Annotated in this window: 13 protein-coding genes and 1 riboswitch; of the genes, 8 read left to right on the top strand and 5 right to left on the bottom strand. The window is 72.7% G+C overall.

Annotation, left to right across the window (positions count from 1 at the left end):
• Nucleotides 1-46 precede the first annotated feature (46 nt).
• From eccCa to ACFY29_RS12455, 3 genes are all read left to right on the top strand, one after another.
• Nucleotides 47-4,012: a type VII secretion protein EccCa gene (gene eccCa / locus ACFY29_RS12465; protein WP_386985501.1), complete on the top strand. Its 3,966-nt coding sequence runs from the start codon at nt 47-49 to the stop codon at nt 4,010-4,012.
• A 271-nt stretch (nt 4,013-4,283) separates the two neighbouring features.
• Nucleotides 4,284-4,592 carry a WXG100 family type VII secretion target gene (locus ACFY29_RS12460; protein WP_234590029.1) on the top strand — a complete coding sequence of 103 codons (309 nt, stop codon included), beginning with the start codon at nt 4,284-4,286 and terminating at the stop codon, nt 4,590-4,592.
• A 26-nt stretch (nt 4,593-4,618) separates the two neighbouring features.
• Nucleotides 4,619-4,897 carry a WXG100 family type VII secretion target gene (locus ACFY29_RS12455; protein ID WP_328422947.1) on the top strand — a complete coding sequence of 93 codons (279 nt, stop codon included), beginning with the start codon at nt 4,619-4,621 and terminating at the stop codon, nt 4,895-4,897.
• Nucleotides 4,898-4,969: 72 nt separating this feature from the next.
• Here ACFY29_RS12455 and mycP read toward each other — a convergent pair whose 3' ends face one another.
• Nucleotides 4,970-6,211 carry a type VII secretion-associated serine protease mycosin gene (gene mycP / locus ACFY29_RS12450; protein WP_386985498.1) on the bottom strand — a complete coding sequence of 414 codons (1,242 nt, stop codon included), beginning with the start codon at nt 6,209-6,211 and terminating at the stop codon, nt 4,970-4,972.
• A 51-nt stretch (nt 6,212-6,262) separates the two neighbouring features.
• Entirely contained in the window at nt 6,263-6,598 is a 336-nt protein-coding gene (locus tag ACFY29_RS12445) for a MarR family winged helix-turn-helix transcriptional regulator (RefSeq protein WP_355602082.1), read from the bottom strand.
• A gap of 202 nt (nt 6,599-6,800) precedes the next feature.
• On the opposite strand from ACFY29_RS12445, the gene ACFY29_RS12440 reads away from it, so the two are divergent.
• Nucleotides 6,801-7,538 carry a carbonic anhydrase gene (locus ACFY29_RS12440; protein ID WP_355602084.1) on the top strand — a complete coding sequence of 246 codons (738 nt, stop codon included), beginning with the start codon at nt 6,801-6,803 and terminating at the stop codon, nt 7,536-7,538.
• Nucleotides 7,539-7,593: 55 nt separating this feature from the next.
• Here ACFY29_RS12440 and ACFY29_RS12435 read toward each other — a convergent pair whose 3' ends face one another.
• Complete coding sequence (locus ACFY29_RS12435) at nt 7,594-8,613, bottom strand: coiled-coil domain-containing protein (RefSeq protein WP_386985496.1); 1,020 nt, start codon at nt 8,611-8,613, stop codon at nt 7,594-7,596.
• A 3-nt stretch (nt 8,614-8,616) separates the two neighbouring features.
• Nucleotides 8,617-8,748, bottom strand: a riboswitch (cyclic di-AMP (ydaO/yuaA leader).
• Between the two features lie 166 nt (nt 8,749-8,914).
• A complete protein-coding gene (locus ACFY29_RS12430) occupies nt 8,915-10,303 on the bottom strand; it encodes a YibE/F family protein (protein ID WP_386985494.1) in 1,389 nt (462 codons plus the stop codon).
• Nucleotides 10,304-10,614: 311 nt separating this feature from the next.
• On the opposite strand from ACFY29_RS12430, the gene ACFY29_RS12425 reads away from it, so the two are divergent.
• Nucleotides 10,615-12,702 carry a copper-translocating P-type ATPase gene (locus tag ACFY29_RS12425; protein ID WP_386985492.1) on the top strand — a complete coding sequence of 696 codons (2,088 nt, stop codon included), beginning with the start codon at nt 10,615-10,617 and terminating at the stop codon, nt 12,700-12,702.
• Between the two features lie 6 nt (nt 12,703-12,708).
• Here the strand turns inward: ACFY29_RS12425 and ACFY29_RS12420 are convergent, their stop codons facing one another.
• Nucleotides 12,709-13,005, bottom strand: coding sequence for a metal-sensitive transcriptional regulator (locus ACFY29_RS12420; protein WP_355602089.1), 297 nt, complete (start codon nt 13,003-13,005; stop codon nt 12,709-12,711).
• A 154-nt stretch (nt 13,006-13,159) separates the two neighbouring features.
• On the opposite strand from ACFY29_RS12420, the gene ACFY29_RS12415 reads away from it, so the two are divergent.
• Genes ACFY29_RS12415 through ACFY29_RS12405 form a run of 3 tightly spaced genes read left to right on the top strand, consistent with a single transcriptional unit; the run spans nt 13,160 to nt 16,636 of the window.
• Nucleotides 13,160-13,369: a heavy-metal-associated domain-containing protein gene (locus ACFY29_RS12415; RefSeq protein WP_386985490.1), complete on the top strand. Its 210-nt coding sequence runs from the start codon at nt 13,160-13,162 to the stop codon at nt 13,367-13,369.
• 16 nt (nt 13,370-13,385) lie between these two features.
• The gene (locus ACFY29_RS12410; protein ID WP_386985488.1) at nt 13,386-14,357 is read left to right on the top strand and encodes a hypothetical protein; all 972 of its coding nucleotides are present in this window, start codon (nt 13,386-13,388) and stop codon (nt 14,355-14,357) included.
• Nucleotides 14,358-14,368: 11 nt separating this feature from the next.
• Nucleotides 14,369-16,636, top strand: coding sequence for a heavy metal translocating P-type ATPase (locus tag ACFY29_RS12405; RefSeq protein ID WP_386985486.1), 2,268 nt, complete (start codon nt 14,369-14,371; stop codon nt 16,634-16,636).
• The last annotated feature ends 10 nt before the right edge of the window (nt 16,637-16,646 follow it).

Genomic DNA, 16,646 nt, shown 5'->3' with positions numbered 1-16,646 from the left:
TTCGCGACTGCACGTCATCAGGGCCGCTTCTGGGGAGGAGACAGCCGTGAGCACGGTCGTGTTCCGCCGGCTCCCGCGTCAGCCGGGGCCTGCCTTGCCGCGCGGTGAGGTGCTACTGGAGTCACCTCCTGAGCTCCCCGAGCCCACGCCCCGCGGGATGGGGCAGGTGCTCATGATCCTGCCGATGTTCTGTGGCGTCGGCGCGATGGCCTTCCTCTACGCCGGCCGGGGCGGCGGCATGATGACGTACGTCGCCGGTGGCCTGTTCGGCGTCTCGATGCTCGGGATGGCGATCGGCTCGCTGAGCAACAGCGGCGGCAAGGACAAGGCCGAGGTGAACGCCGAACGCCGCGACTACATGCGCTACCTGGCCCAGATGCGCAAGCGCACCCGGCGCGCGGCGGAGCAGCAGCGGGCGGCGATGGCCTGGCGTCACCCGGAGCCCGACGCGCTCTGGTCGATCGCCGCGTCCCGGCGGCTCTGGGAGCGGCGGATCACCGAGGACGACTTCGGCGAGACCCGGATCGCGCTCGGCCCGCAGCGGCTGGCGGTGGAGATCGTTCCGCCGGAGACGAAGCCAGTCGAGGACCTGGAGCCGATGAGCGCCATCGCGTTGCGCCGGTTCGTCCGCGCCCACTCCACCGTGCCCGACCTGCCGACCGCGCTGTCGGTGCGCGCGTTCAGTCGGGTGGTGCTGCGCGGCGACCGGGAGCCCGTGCTCGACCTGACCCGGGCGGCACTGGGCCAGCTGGCCACGTTCCACGCCCCGGAGGACCTGGTGATCGCGGTGGTCGCCGCGCCCGACCGGCAGTCGGCCTGGGGCTGGGTGAAGTGGCTGCCGCACGCCCACCACAGTGGACGTACGGACGCCGCCGGCGCCCGCCGGCTGGTCTTCGCCAGCCTGGCCGAGGCCGAGGCGGCGCTCGCCGGGGAGCTGGCCGGGCGGCCCCGGTTCGCGCCCGAGGCCAAGCCGCTCACGACCGCGCAGCACCTGGTCTTGGTGATCGACGGCGGCGAGGTCTCACCGACCTGCCAGCTGGTGGGTCAGGGCCTGCTCGGCGCCACCATGATCGACCTCTCCGGAACGGTGCCGCGCGACGCCGGCCGCTGGCTGCTCTGCCTCGACGTGGGCGACGGAAGCACGCTCGACCTGGTCCGGGGCAGCACGTCCTCGCAGCTCGGCCGACCGGACCGGCTCAGCGCCGAGGCCGCCGAGGGGCTGGCCCGGCAGATCGCCCCCTTCCGGCTCTCCCAGCAGCAGACCAGCAACGAGGAGCCGCTGGCTCGCAGCACGGAGCTACCGGACCTGCTCGGCGTCGGCGACGCCGCGGCGGTGGACGTCCACCAGACCTGGCGCCCGCGCGGTCACCGGGACCGGCTGCGCATCCCGCTCGGCGTCGGCCCGGACGGCAACGTGGTCGAGCTCGACTTCAAGGAGTCGGCGCACGAGGGCATGGGCCCGCACGGCCTGGTGATCGGTGCGACCGGGTCCGGCAAGAGCGAGTTGCTCCGTACGGTGGTGGCCGCACTGGCGGTGACCCACTCGTCGGAGGAGCTGAACTTCGTCCTGGTGGACTTCAAGGGTGGCGCGACGTTCGCCTCCCTGGAGGCGCTGCCACACACCAGCGCCGTGATCACCAACCTGGCCGACGAGCTGCCGTTGGTCGACCGGATGCGCGACGCGCTCGCGGGCGAGATGGTGCGTCGGCAGGAGTTGCTGCGGGCGGCCGGCAACTACGTCTCCCGCTTCGAGTACGAGAAGGCCCGGGCGGCCGGCGAACCGCTGGCGCCGATGCCCAGCCTGCTGATCATCTGCGACGAGTTCAGTGAGCTGCTCGCCGCCAAGCCCGACTTCATCGACCTGTTCGTGATGATCGGCCGGCTCGGCCGGTCGCTCGGCGTGCACCTGCTGCTGGCCAGCCAGCGGCTGGAAGAGGGCAAGCTGCGCGGCCTGGACACGCACCTGTCGTACCGGATCGGTCTGCGTACCTTCTCCGCCGTGGAGAGCCGGATCGTGCTCGGCGTGCCGGACGCGTACGAGCTGCCGAACGCGCCGGGCCACGGCTATCTGAAGACCGACACCAGCACGATGCTGCGGTTCCGAGCGGCGTACGTGTCCGGGGCGTACCGGGCGCCGGGGCAGCAGGCATCAGCGTCGCAGGCCCTGGTGCAGCGCCGGATCGTGCCGTACGGCCTCGACTTCATACCGGCGCAGATCCCGCAGATGCCGGTGGACACTGCGCCGGAGCCGGAGCAGCCGGCCGACGGTAAGGCCGTCGCGATGCTCGACGTGCTGATCGACCAGCTCAGGGGCCGGGGTCGTCCGGCGCACCAGGTGTGGCTGCCGCCGCTCGCCGACCCGCCGGGCCTGGGTGAGCTGCTCGGCCCGCTGGCCGTCGACCCGACGTACGGGCTGTGCACCGCGTCCTGGCCGGGCCGAGGGCGGCTCACCGTACCGGTCGGCGTGGTGGACCGGCCGTACGAGCAGCGCCGTGACCCGATGATGGTCGAGCTCGCCGGGGCCGGCGGCAACGTGGTCATCGTCGGCCGTTCGCTCAGCGGCAAGAGCACCATGCTGCGTTCGCTGCTCGCCTCGCTGTCGCTCACCCACACGCCGCGCGAGGTGCAGTTCTTCTGCCTGGACTTCGGCGGTGGCGCGCTGCGCAGCCTGGAGCGGCTGCCGCACATGGCCGGGGTGGCCGGCCGGCGGGACGTCGAGGCGGTGCGCCGTACGGTGGCCGAGGTGGTCGCCGTCCTGGACGAGCGGGAGGCGCGTTTCGCCCAGCACGGCATCGACTCGGTGGCCAGCTACCGCCGTCGTCGGGCCGCCGGCGAGTTCGCCGACGACCCGTTCGGCGACGTGTTCCTGGTGGTGGACGGGTGGAACACGCTGCGCCAGGAGTACGAGGAGCTGGAGCAGACCATCACCACGCTGGCCAACCGGGGCCTCGGCTTCGGCGTGCACGTGGTGCTGACGGCGGTGCGCTGGGCGGAGATCCGGATCAACATGCGGGATCTGCTCGGCACCAAGCTGGAGCTGCGCCTGGGTGACGCCTCGGAGTCCGAGATCGACCGTCGCTCGGCGATGAATGTGCCGGAGAAGGCGCCCGGTCGCGGCCTGACCCGCGACAAGCTGCACTTCCTCACCGCGGTCTCGCGGATCGACGGCCGCCGGGACATCGACGATCTGAGCGAGGCGTCGATCGCCCTGGCCGGGCACGTGGCGGCCAACTGGCCGGGCCGGCCGGCGCCGAAGGTGCGGCTGCTGCCGCGCAAGCTGCCGGTGGCCGAGCTGGCCCGGATCATCGACCGGTCGGCGCCCGGCCTGCCGATCGGCGTGAACGAGTCGGCGCTGGCACCGGTCTACCTGGACCTGGCAAACGAGCCGCACCTGACGGTCTTCGGCGATGCCGAGTGCGGCAAGACCAACCTGCTGCGACTGATCGCCCGGGGCATCACCGACCGGTACACGCCCGCCCAGGCCCGGCTGGTGATCGCCGACTACCGGCGCGGGCTGCTGGGCGCGGTGGAGGGCGACCACCTGCTGGACTACGCCCCGTCCAACCAGGCGTTCGCCCAGGGGTTGGGCTCGATCCGCAGTGCCCTGACCAACCGGTTGCCCGGCCCGGACGTGACCACCGCCCAGTTGCGCGACCGCAGCTGGTGGAAGGGCCCGGACCTGTACATCCTGGTGGACGACTACGACCTGGTGGCCTCGGGTGGCAGCAACCCGCTCAGCGCCCTGCTGGAGCTGCTGCCGCAGGCCCGCGACATCGGCCTGCACCTGGTCATCACGCGGCGGGTCGGCGGGGTGTCCCGGGCGCTCTACGAGCCTGTGCTGCAGAGGCTGCGTGAGCTGGATTCGCCCGGCCTGTTGATGTCCGGCAGCCGGGAGGAGGGCGCCGTCTTCGGCGCCTTGCGGCCGAGCCCGCAGCCGCCCGGCCGGGGCACGCTGGTGCGCCGCCGCGACGGCCAGCAGCTGATCCAGACCGCCTGGTCGGAGCCGTCGTGACGAGGCCGGGTCAGGCCACGTCGTTCCGTGCGTCAGGATCGATCGGCGCGTCGCTCCGGTGGTCAGTTTGGTGATGAATTTCCAGTCGTATTCCCGATCCACCTGACCCGATTCACCAGTATCCATGGAACGCGGCCGGTCAGGGCTGCGCGGGCTGGACAGGTTCCGCTACGGTCTCTACTGGAGTGTCCGTCGGTGGGGTGTTGCTACCTTGCCGCGGGGGAGGGGTGCGGCAAAGCCGCCGCCACAACAAGACGGAAGGGTGTGAAGCATGGCGTTCGAGGTCGAAGCTGCGACTCTGCATACTGCCGCGAGTGACGTGCGGTCCACGCGCAGCGAGGTCGACGGCGAGCTGAAGAAGCTGTGGAACGTAGTCGACGACCTGGCCATGGCGTGGAAGGGTCAGGCGTCCACGGGCTTCCAGTCGTTGATGACGCGCTGGAACGAGGACACCGTCAATCTGCTGACGGCGATGGACAACATCGCTGACCTGCTCGACAAGTCGGGTACGACGCACCAGGTCAACGACGAAGAGCAGCAGCAGATGCTGGACAAGTTCCACTCTGCTCTCAACCCGTGATCCCGTAGCCAGCAGAGGAGGAAACCATGGCTATCAAAGTTGACTACGCGGTCCTCGAGAGCAGCAACCAGCAGATGCAGGCCATCTCGAAGACTCTCGAAGAGAAGCTCGACACGCTGCGGCAGATGCTGAGCAAGCTCGAGTGGGACGGCCAGGACCGGGCTGCCTACGAGCAGCACCAGGCCAAGTGGGACTCGTCGGTCCGGGACATCAACCGGATCCTGAACGAGATCGGTGGTGCCGTTGGCATCGCCCGTGAGAACTACCTCACCACCGAGATGAGCAACTCGAAGGTGTGGGGCTGAGGCAAGCGCCGATGCGGCTCCGGTCCGGTTCCACCGGGCCGGAGCCGCATCGCGTTGTGCCGTTCGGCGCCGTCAGCCGGCGACCGGTGAGTCGGTGCGCCGGCCCGGGCGCCAGCCGCGTCGGCGGCCCCGGATCATGATCGGCCGGGCGGCCAGCAGTAGCACGGTGAGCAGACCGCCGGCCGCCGCCGCCCAGATCGCGGCGGTGCGCTGCCAGCCCAGCGGGTCGTCCGGGCGGGCGGGCGGCGGGAGCGCGCCAGCGGGCGGGTCCGTCCGGGTGCCCAGCAGGCTCGACAGCGCCCGGTACGGGTTGACCACGCCGTAGCCGACCTCCGCGTTGTGCCCGTCCGGCGGGTTGTCCGCCGTCCGTTCCAGCCGCTCGGCGATCTGCTGTGGACGGAGGTCCGGGTAGGCCGCCCGGACCAGCGCGGCCACACCCGAGACGTACGCGGCGGCGAAGCTGGTGCCGCCGGTCGGCTCGGCGCGGTAGCCGCTGCCGCCCGGTGCCGGGCCGACGATGTTCAGCCCCGGGGCGGCGACGTCGACGTAGGTGCCGCTGACCGAGGTGCCCACGTGGCCGCCCTGCTCGTCCACACCGGCGACCGCGATCACCCCGGGGTACGCGGCCGGGTAGGCCGGCTTGTCCTCCTGCTGCTCCTGCCGGTTGCCGGCGGCGGCGACGAGCACGACACCCTTGGCGAGCGCGTTCTCGACGGCCTCCGCCAGCTCGGGGCGGGGCAGGGTCACCAGGGACAGGTTGATCACGTCGGCGCCGTTGTCGACCGCCCAGTCGATGGCCGCGGCGATCTGCCCGGGTAGCGCCTCGTCGTTGGTGCCCTTGGCGTCCGGCAGCACCCGGATCGGCAGGATGCGGGCGGCCGGTGCGATGCCGCTGAACGGGACGCCGGTGCCCTCCCGGCCGGCGATGATGCCGGCCACCATCGTGCCGTGCCCGACCAGGTCGCACTGGCCCTGGTTGGCCGGCAGGCTGTTGAAGTCGCGGCCTTCCATCACCTGGTCCTTGAGCAGCGGGTGGATGGCGGAGACCCCGGAGTCAATCACCGCCACGGTCACCCCGGCGCCCCGGGACAGCGGCCACGCCGAGGACGGCTCCAGTCGGCGCAGTGCCCACGGCATCTCCACCAGGCCGTCCTCGCCGGCGGGGCCGCAGGTGGGCGGTGCCGCGGCCGCTGGGGAGGGAGCCACCAGGGCGGCGCCGAGTAGGGCCGCCAGCGTTCCACTGAGGACCCCTCGGATGGCACGGCCGGTGTGGCGGGACGGATCGGTCGCGCTTGACGGCAGGCATTCGCGCACCCACAGAGATTACCGCTGTGCTCCCTCGGGCCGCGGCCCGAGGGACGGCGGTCAGGACGGGTGGGTGGCTGCTGCGGCGGGCGTCTCGGCGAAGAGCGCGAGCAGATCGCCGACCTGACGGTCTGCTTCGGCGGGGTGCCGGAACCGGCCGGCCGGGTTGAGGGTGTACTCGTTGCGCCGGCCGACCCGGGTGCGGTGCAGGTAGCCGCCGGCCTCCAGGTCCGCGACGATCGCCTGTGCGGCCCGCTCGGTCACGCCGACCTCGGCCGCCACGTCGCGCAGCCGGGCGGTGGGGTCGCGGGCGATGGCCAGCAGGACGTGTCCGTGGTTGGTGAGGAACGTCCAGTTCCGGCCGCTGCCGGTGTCGCCCGCCGCCGTGCTCGCCATCGTGGGTCCGCCTCTCCGGTTGTCCGCCCTGGCCTCGGTGGCACCTCCGAAGGGCCGGCCCAGGGCCAACGTATGAAATCTAACTCACGCATATCTTGACGCATCTTGTGGTGCGTGTGACCGTGGAGCCCGAGCCAGCGCCCGCCGCCGGCCCGGCTGAAGAGCCATTTGAGCAGGTCAAACGCGTGAGACGAGGTGCGGGATGAGTAGTCCCGGTACACCCGGCGGCAAGCCGGGTCCGCAGCGGGCCACCGACCGGGCGCCAGCGCTCACCGAGCCGGCCCGGGCGTACGCCGAGCTGGCCGCCGGCAACCGGCGCTTCGTCAGCGGCGCCCCGCGCCACCCCAACCAGGACGCCGGGCACCGGGCGGCGGTCGCCGACGGACAGCACCCGTTCGCGGTGATCGTCGGCTGCTCCGACTCCCGACTGGCCGCCGAGATCATCTTTGACCGGGGGCTGGGCGACCTCTTCGTGGTCCGCACAGCCGGGCACACGACCGGCCCGGAGGTGCTGGGCAGCGTGGAGTACGCGGTGACCGTGCTCGGCACTCCGCTGGTGGTGGTGCTCGGCCACGACTCCTGCGGCGCGGTCCAGGCGGCCCGGGAGGCGGCCGCCACCGGCACCCCGCCCCGGGGGCACCTGCGTGCCGTGGTCGACGCCGTGCTGCCCAGCCTGCGTCGCGCCGAGGCCGAGGGGGTGGACGACATCGACGGCATCGTCGACATCCACATCGCGCAGACCGTCGAGGCGCTGCTCGGCCAGTCGCCCGTGCTGGCAGCCGAGGTGGCGCAGGGGCGCTGCGCGGTGGTGGGGGTGTCGTACCGGCTCGCCGCCGGCGTGGTGCGCCCGGTGGCCGCAGTGCCGGCTACCGCCACGGCGCTCGACGTACCGACCGGGCCCAGCACGGCGGCCGGCCCGACCGCGCCCGCCGCCGCCTGACGCGACGAGGGCCGCCCCGCGACGCGGGACGGCCCTTCGACGGGTGGACATGCGGTCAGAGCATCGACATGTGTACGTGGTCGGTGTGGTTCGACGGCCCGCTGTACGACTTCCAGCCGGTCGCCGGGAACCAGATCTGTCGGTTCCAGATCACGTAGTAGATACCGAGCCGGTCGGCGTTGCGGATGAGGAACGCGGCCACGTTGTTGCCGTACGTCCGGGTGTCCTCGTTGTGCCACGGGCTGAAGCCGCTCTTCTGCAACGACCAGTCGCAGGCGCGGCCCTTCGGGTGCTCCCACGGCCCGCCGGAGCGGTAGCAGCCGACGAACCGGTTGAAGCCGGCCCGCTTGACCTCCTTGTACGCGTGCAGCGTGCGCGGGGTGACGCAGCCGGAGGTGGTGGGGTCGTTCTCGCTGCACGACTCGGACTTCCAGTCACCGTCGGCGGTCCGGTTGGGCCCGATCCGGGCGACCGGTGAGGTCGCCGACACCAGGCCGCCGGTGAAGCCCTTCCCACCGACCAGCGCGAGTGCCTTGTCGGCGTCGCGCTTCTCCTTCGCCATCAGGGCGGTCTGCTTCTGCTGCTCGCGGACCTCCGCGTCGAGGGCCAGCTTGGCCTGCTCGGCGCGGGACTTCACCGTGTTGACCTCGGAGAGCTTCTTCTCGTTGACCATGTTCATCTCGTCGAGCACCGCGGCGCGCTGGACGAACGAGTCGGGGGCGTCGCTCTCCAACAGCATCGCGATCGCGCCGATCCGGCCGGTCCGGTACGACTGGGCGGCGATCTGCCCGACCTGGGGGGCCAGCTTCTTCAACTCCGCGTTGGCCCGGTCGACCTCCGCCGCCAGCTCAATCTGCCGCTTCTTGGACTTGTCCAACTTGGACTTGGCGGCGGAGTAGTCGCGGTTGGCCTTCTCGATCACGTCGTTGAGCAGCGCGGGCTCGCCGTCCTCCTCGTGCCCGGACGGTGTGGGGGTCGTCGGGGCGGCGTGCGCCGGGAGGGGGCCGGCGAGCACGGTCAGTGCGGCGATCACGGCCACCACGGGTGTCAACCAGCGGCGTAGGGGTGCCGTCACAATATTCCCTTCCGTCGACCGCCGACCGGGTTAGCTGACGGGTTCGGGGCGGAAGTGGCCCCTACCGCTGACGCGGATTCACCCCACGTGCCTGGGTCCCCGGCTCGCCAGCTGGCGATTGGGCGGTGGCACCGCAGGCGCTGCGTCGCGCCTTCAGCGGTAACCGGCAGCGAGGTTACCCGAGAGTCGACCGGCTGAGCTACGTCCAGATGCCGACTAAAAGCGTCATTTCGCCATGGCGCTGAGTGACCAGTGACGCGGTTCTCAGGGCGGATGCCCCACCTCGTCACGCTGAGGAGTGTCACCATGCCGTCTCCGTGCTCCTGTCCGGCTCGTGCCACCGGTCGGTGGCGGTGGTTGGGGGTGTGGCCCGCGTCGGATCGGGTCCGGTTGGGTCGGGTCGACCCGTGCGCGGTGAGCTGAGTGCGGCCAGTGCCTCCGCGCGGTCCGGCCTGGGTCGCTCGGCGGGCGGCTCGGCGGCCGGGTCGGCGGGCGGCTCGGCACCCGACCGGCCGGCTGCGGTCACCACGGCGGCCAGTCCGGTGGTCAGCGGTACGGCGGCGATGAGGCCGAGCGTGGCGACCGCGCTGCGGACGATCTCCTGCGCGAGGAACTCGCTGGTCAGGATCTGCCCGAGCGGTCGCGAGTCGGCGGTGAGCAGGAGCAGTAGCGGCAGTGAGGCACCCGCGTACGCCAGCACGATGGTGTTGACGGTGGAGGCGATGTGCGCCCGGCCGACTCGGGTGGCCGCCCGGTAGAGCTGCAACCGGGTCAGCCCGGGGTTGGCGTTCGCCAGCTCGGTGACGGTGGCCGCCTGGGTGACCGTCACGTCGTCGAGGACCCCGAGCGAGCCGATGATGATCCCGGCGAGCAGCAGGCCGTGCAGGTCCACGTTGGCCTGGAACATCGACAGCGTGGTGGCGTCCTCGCTGCCGAAGCCGGTGAGGTGGGTGGCGGCGGTGGCGATGGTGGCGAGCACGCCGGTCAACACCAGGCTGCCCAGGGTGCCGAGCACCGCGACCGAGGTTTGCGCGGTGACCCCGTGCGTCAGGTAGAGCACCACGAACATGATCAGGGCGGCGCCGACCACCGCCACCAGCAGCGGTGATCGGCCAGCGCCGATCCCCGGGAGCACGAAGGTGAGCAGGATGGCGAAGCTGGCGGCCAGCCCGGCCAGCGCGGCCAGGCCCCGCCACCGGCCGAACGCGACGATCGCGGCGGCGAAGACCACCGCCAGCCAGACCAACGGCGTGCCGCGCTGGTGCTCCGCGATGTTCCAGCTGCTGGCGACGGGATCGGCCGGATCGGTCAGCTCGACCAGGATGACCTCGTCACCGACCTCGACCCGGGGTGCGCCGGGTCCGTCCGGCACCGGCGTCTGGACCTGCTGGCCGGCAGCCGGCCCGTCGGCCACCCGGACGTCCACGGTGCCGCACAGCCCGGCCCCGGCGTCCGGCGTGCCCTCGGGGCTCGGTGCGGCCGGCGGGCACGGCTCGGTCACCACCCGGGTCACCGTGCCGTGGTAGCGCGGCACGTCCGTGCCCCCGGCGGTCTGCGGCGACCCGTCGCGTGGCCAGAGCACCACCGCGGCGAGCACGGTGGCGACGAAGAGCGGTACCACGGTCGCGATGAGGATCCGTCGTACCCGGGGCGGGGCGGACGGAGTGGAACGGCTGTGGTCGGAACCCAATGCGAGACTCCCAACGATCCGGTGCGGGGTACGTGCCGGCGGGCCGGTCGGTTCACCGCCGCCGCGGGAATGCGGCGACGGGCATGACGAATCGCTGGGTGGCGACATGACGACTACGGACGGTGAGTGCTCGGCGCGGTCGACCGGAGGCGACGCCACATCGTGGCGGCGTCGGCGCCCGACTGCGTAGCGAGGTCCGGAGGGCCATCGTGGGAAATGCTAGCCAGCCCGACCCGCGGACGCAGGTTGTGGCGCGGTGTCGCGCGGTCGAACCGCCCGCACGGCGGTGACCGGACCGGCATGTTGGAGTCATGTCCGCTCCGTCACAGCCCGAGCCCGACCGTCCCGGCAGTCACCAGCAGCACGCCGGGTCCGCCGGGCCGAAGCAGCATGACGAGCACGCCGGGCATGACAAGCACGCCGGGCACGACCCGGCGATGTTCCGCCGTCGGTTCTGGGTCTGCCTGGTGCTCACCGTCCCGGTGGTGCTGACGAGCGACCTGGTGCTGGACCGGCTCGGCCTCCGGCTGGACGTACCGGGGCGCTCCTGGGTCGGGCCGGTGCTCGGCTCGGTTGTGTTCTGGTGGGGTGGCTGGCCGTTCCTGGTCGGTGCGGTCCGCGAGGTGCGGGACCGGGCGCCGGGCATGATGCTGCTGGTCGCGATGGCGATAACCGTCGCCTACACCGCGTCGCTGGCCACCAGCCTGGGAGCCTTCGACCTGGACTTCTGGTGGGAGCTGGCCGCGCTGGTCACCATCATGCTGCTCGGGCACTGGCAGGAGATGAAGGCCATCGGGCAGGCCCGGGGCGCACTCGCGGCGCTGGCCGCACTGCTGCCCGACGAGGCCGAGCGGGTGACGGCGGACGGGCGGGTCGAGGCGGTGTCGGTGGCCGAGCTGCGGATCGGCGATGTGGTGCTGGTCCGGCCCGGGGGCCGAGTACCGGCGGACGGCCGGATCGTGGACGGCGGCGCCGAGCTGGACGAATCGATGATCACCGGCGAGTCGCGTCCGGTCGCCCGGTCGGCCGGGGACCGTGTGGTGGCCGGCACCGTCGCCACCGACTCGGCGATCCGGGTCCGCGTCGAGGCGCTGGGTGAGCAGACCGCGCTCGCCGGCATCCAGCGGATGGTCGCGCAGGCGCAGCGCTCCGGCGGGCGGGCACAACTGCTGGCTGACCGGTTCGCCGCCGCGCTGTTCTACGTGGCCACCGGCACCGCGGTGCTGACCGTGCTGGTCTGGACTGCGCTCGGCGAGCCGGACGAGGCGGTGGTCCGCGCGGTCACCGTCCTGGTGATCGCCTGCCCGCACGCGCTCGGTCTGGCCATCCCTCTGGTCGTCGCGCTCTCCACCGCGCTGGCCGCGCGATCCGGGATCCTGGTCAAGGACCGGTTGGCGCTGGAGCGGATGCGGACCGTGGCCGTGGTGCTCTTCGACAAGACCGGCACCCTGACCCGGGGCGAGCACGTGGTCACCGACGTGGTGACGGTGCCCGGCGTCGGGCGGGACGAGGCGCTGCGGATCGCGGCCGGCGTGGAATCCGACAGCGAGCATCCGCTGGCCCGGGCGATCGTGGCGGCTGCCGGACGCGCCGGCCCGACCCGGGCCGCCGGGTTCCGGTCGCTGCCGGGCCGCGGCGTGCAGGCCACCATCGACGGTACGGAGTACGCGGTGGGCGGGCCGGCGCTGCTGCGGGAGATGGGCCTGTCGCTTCCGGCCGAGTTGGACGCGGCGACCGGGCGATGGTCGGCGCGGGGTGCCGCCGTGCTGCACCTGGTACGGCTGCCGGACACGGTGCTTGGCGCGTTCGCACTGACCGACGAGGTGCGTCCGGAGGCCCGTCAGGCCATCGTCGAGCTGCGCACCGAGGGCGTCCGGACCATCGCCATGATCACCGGTGATGCCCGACCGGTGGCCGAGGCGGTGGCCGCCGACCTCGGCTTCCGGCCCGGCGTCGACGAGGTCTTCGCCGAGGTGCTGCCAGCGGAGAAGGACGACCGGGTTGCCGAACTCCAGCGGCGGGGGTTGACCGTGGCGATGGTCGGCGACGGGGTGAACGACGCCCCGGCGTTGGCCCGTGCCGATGTGGGCATCGCGATCGGCGCGGGCACCGATGTCGCGATCGAGTCCGCCGGGGTGGTGCTGGCGTCGTCGGACCCGCGCGGGGTCGGTGCCGTGGTCCGGCTCTCCCGGGCGTCGTACCGCAAGATGCGGCAGAACCTGGCCTGGGCGGCGGGCTACAACGTGGTGACGCTGCCGCTGGCGGCCGGTGTGCTGGCCTGGGCGGGGGTGGCGTTGAGCCCGGCGCTGGCGGCGGTGCTGATGTCCGCGTCCACCATCGTGGTGGCGCTCAACGCCCAGTTGCTGCGCCGGGTACGCCTCGCCCCGGAGCCCGGCTGAGAAACCTCAGCCGCGCTTCATCAGCCGGCCGACCGCCGCCATCATCTCGGAGGCCATCTCGTCGGCCCTGCCCTCGGCCGCTCCCTCGTGCATGCAGTGCCGGGCGTGCCCGTCGAGCAGGCCCAACGCCACCTTGTCCAGGGCGGCCTGGATCGCGGAGATCTGGGTGAGCACGTCGATGCAGTAGCGGTCCTCGTCGACCATCTTCTCGATGCCACGGACCTGCCCCTCGACGCGGCGAAGCCGCGTGAGCAGCTGGTCCTTGCTGGCGGTGTATCCGCGGATCGGGGTGGGTGCGGTCATGAGGACCAGGATAGCGTACCCCTGGGGGGTATGGTACGGTCGTCTCCTGCCGCAATACCCCAACCGGGTACCGGTACAGGCAAAGGCGGAGGTCCGTCTCCAGATTACCCCCGGGGGGTATAGGCTCGGAGGCGGCAGAGGGGAGATCAGTCCGATGGTCAACACGACGTACCAGGTGCAGGGCATGACCTGTGGGCACTGCGTGAGCGCGGTCAGCGCCGAGGTGGGCGCCATCACGGGGGTGAGCGACGTCCAGGTCGACCTTGCCACCGGCCGGGTCACCGTCAACAGCGACCAGCCACTGGACGTGGAGACCGTCCGGGCCGCCGTCGACGAGGCCGGCTACAACCTCGTCGACGCCTGATCCCGGGGAGCCCGACATGAACACGGTGACCAGACTGGGCGGGTTCGCCCTCGGCCTCGCAGCGGTCTTCGGCGCGGCGTACGGGATCGGCCAGGTGGCCGGCCCCGCCGCCCCGGTCGCCGAGAGTCGGCACGACGGCGGAGCCGCCCACGAGGCGGACCCAGCGGGCCACGGGGAGGCGGTCGACCGGTTCCCCGGCGGGCTGCTCGTCTCCGACCACGGCTACACCCTCGAACCGGTCGCCGCCCCGGCAGGCGAGTTCGCCTTCCGGATCGGCGGCCCGGACGGCAAGCCGGTGACCCGGTACGACGTGGCGCACGACAAGCAGATGCACCTGATCGTGGCCCGACGGGACCTCTCCGGCTTCCGCCACGTGCACCCCGACCTGGCCCCGGACGGCACCTGGCGGGTCGCCACCCCGCTGGCCGGCCCCGGGCAGTGGCGGGCGTTCGCCGACTTCACCCCGACCGGGGGCGAGCCGCTGACCCTCGGTGTGGACGTGACCGTCCCCGGAGCGCTGACCGAGCGACCGCTGCCCGCCCCGACGACCAGCACCACCGTCGACGGCTACACGGTCACCCTGACCGGCGCGCCGCAGCCCGGCCGCACCTCACCGCTGACCCTGACCATCAGCCGGGACGGGCAGCCGGTCACCGACCTGGAGCCCTACCTGGGCGCGTACGGGCACCTGGTGGCACTGCGCCGGGGCGACCTGGCGTACCTGCACGTGCACCCGGACGGGGTGCCCGGCGACGGGCGGACCCCACCCGGCCCGGCCGTCACCTTCCTCGCCGAGGTGCCCTCGGCCGGTACGTACCGGCTCTACCTCGACTTCCGGCACGGCGGAGCGGTGCACACCGCCGAGTTCACCGTCGTGGCCGGCACCCCGACGACCGGCACCCCGCCGACCGGTGGCGAGCCCACCCCGAGCGGGCCCGCACCGACCGGTGGCACCGACCACGGCACCCCCGGCCACGGGCACAACTGACGGGAATGACGATGACCACCACCAGCAGCAGACCGCTGCCCGAGGCGCCGAACCGGATCGAGCTGGCGATCGCCGGGATGACCTGCGCCGCCTGCGCCGCCCGGATCGAGAAGAAGCTGAACCGGATGGACGGGGTCAGCGCCACCGTCAACTACGCCACCGAGAAGGCCACCGTCCGGTACGACGACGGCGTCACGCCGGACGACCTGATCGACACGGTCCGGAAGACCGGCTACAGCGCCGCGCTTCCGCCCCCGCCGGCCGCCGCCGGGCCGACCGAGCAGCCGGTGGACGCGCTGCGCGGGCCGCGTACCCGGCTCTGGGTTTCGGTGGCGCTCAGCGTGCCGGTGGTCCTACTGGCCATGGTCCCGGCCTGGCAGTTCGACTACTGGCAGTGGCTGTCGCTGACCCTGGCCGCCCCGGTGGTGGTCTGGGGTGGGCTGCCCTTCCACCGGGCCGCCTGGACCAACCTGCGGCACGGCGCGGCGACCATGGACACCCTGGTCTCGCTCGGCACCCTCGCCGCGTTCGGTTGGTCGCTCTGGGCGCTCTTCCTCGGCGACGCCGGGATGCCCGGGATGACGCACCCGTTCCGCTTCGACATCACCCGCACCGACGGCGCCGGCAACATCTACCTGGAGGCGGCCGCCGGGGTGACGGTGTTCATCCTGGCCGGCCGCTACTTCGAGGCCAGGTCCAAGCGGACCGCCGGCGCCGCCCTGCGCGCCCTGCTCGAACTCGGCGCCAAGGAGGTGGCGGTGCTGCGCGACGGGGTGGAGACCCTGATCCCGGTGGAGCAGCTCGCCGTCGGCGATCGGTTCGTGGTCCGCCCCGGCGAAAAGATCGCCACCGACGGGGTGGTCGACGAGGGCACCTCGGCCGTCGACGCCAGCATGCTCACCGGCGAGTCGGTGCCGGTCGAGGTCGGCCCGGGCGATGGCGTGGTCGGCGCCACGATCAACGCGGGCGGCCGGCTGGTCGTCACCGCCACCCGGGTCGGCGGGGACACCCAGCTCGCCCGCATGGCGGACCTGGTCGAGCAGGCGCAGAGCGGCAAGGCGGCCGTGCAGCGGCTGGCGGACCGGATCTCCGGCGTCTTCGTGCCGATCGTCATCACGCTCGCCGCGGGCACCCTCGGCTGGTGGCTCGGCACCGGGGCCGGACCGACCGCCGCCTTCACCGCGGCGGTGGCCGTGCTGATCATCGCCTGCCCGTGTGCGCTCGGCCTGGCCACGCCGACCGCGCTGCTGGTCGGCACCGGCCGGGGCGCCCAGCTCGGCGTGCTGATCAAGGGGCCGGAGGTGCTGGAGTCGACCCGGCGGGTGGACACCGTGGTGCTGGACAAGACCGGCACCGTGACGACCGGCCGGATGACCCTGGTGGACGTGGTGCCGGCGGACGGGGAGGACCGTGCCGAGCTGCTCCGGCTCGCCGGGGCGGTGGAGGCCGCCTCCGAGCACCCGATCGCCCGGGCGGTCGCCGCAGGCGCCGCCGACGCCGGGGCGCTGCCCCCGGTGACCGGCTTCGTCAACCTCGAAGGGCTGGGCGTGACCGCCACCGTCGACGGGCGGGCGGTGCTGATCGGCCGACTCCGGCTGCTGCGGGAGCGCGGGCTCGACGTACCGCCGGAGATCGAGCAGGCGGTCACCGACGCGGAGGCCGCCGGCCGGACGGCGATCCTCGCTGGCTGGGACGGGCGGGCTCGGGGCGTGCTCGCGGTCGCCGACGTGGTCCGGCCGACCAGCCGGGCGGCCGTGGCCCGGCTGCGCGCCCTGGGGCTCACCCCGGTCCTGTTGACCGGGGACAACGTCACCGTGGCCCGGGCGGTCGCCGCCGAGGTGGGCGTGGACGAGGTGATCGCCGAGGTGCTGCCGGCCGGCAAGGTCGACGTCGTCAAACGGCTCCAGGCCGAGGGTAGGTCGGTGGCGATGGTCGGCGACGGGGTCAACGACGCCCCAGCGCTGGCCCAGGCCGACCTGGGCCTCGCCATGGGCACCGGCACCGACGTGGCGATCGAGGCGTCCGACCTCACCCTGGTCCGTGGTGACCTGGACGCCGCGGTGGACGCCATCCGGCTGTCCCGGCGCACGCTCGGCATCATCCGGGGCAACCTGTTCTGGGCGTTCGGGTACAACGTGGCGGCCCTGCCGTTGGCTGCCGCCGGGCTGCTCAACCCCATGATCGCGGGCGCCACGATGGCCTTCTCCTCGGTCTTCGTGGTGGCCAACAGCCTGCGCCTGCGCCGGTTCCGTTCGGCAGCCGGCGGTGACGGGTTGTGACGTTCCTCGG

The organism is Micromonospora sp. NPDC000668 (assembly GCF_042897975.1).
Lineage (GTDB): Bacteria > Actinomycetota > Actinomycetes > Mycobacteriales > Micromonosporaceae > Micromonospora.
This window is presented reverse-complemented; position numbering and strand designations above follow the sequence as displayed.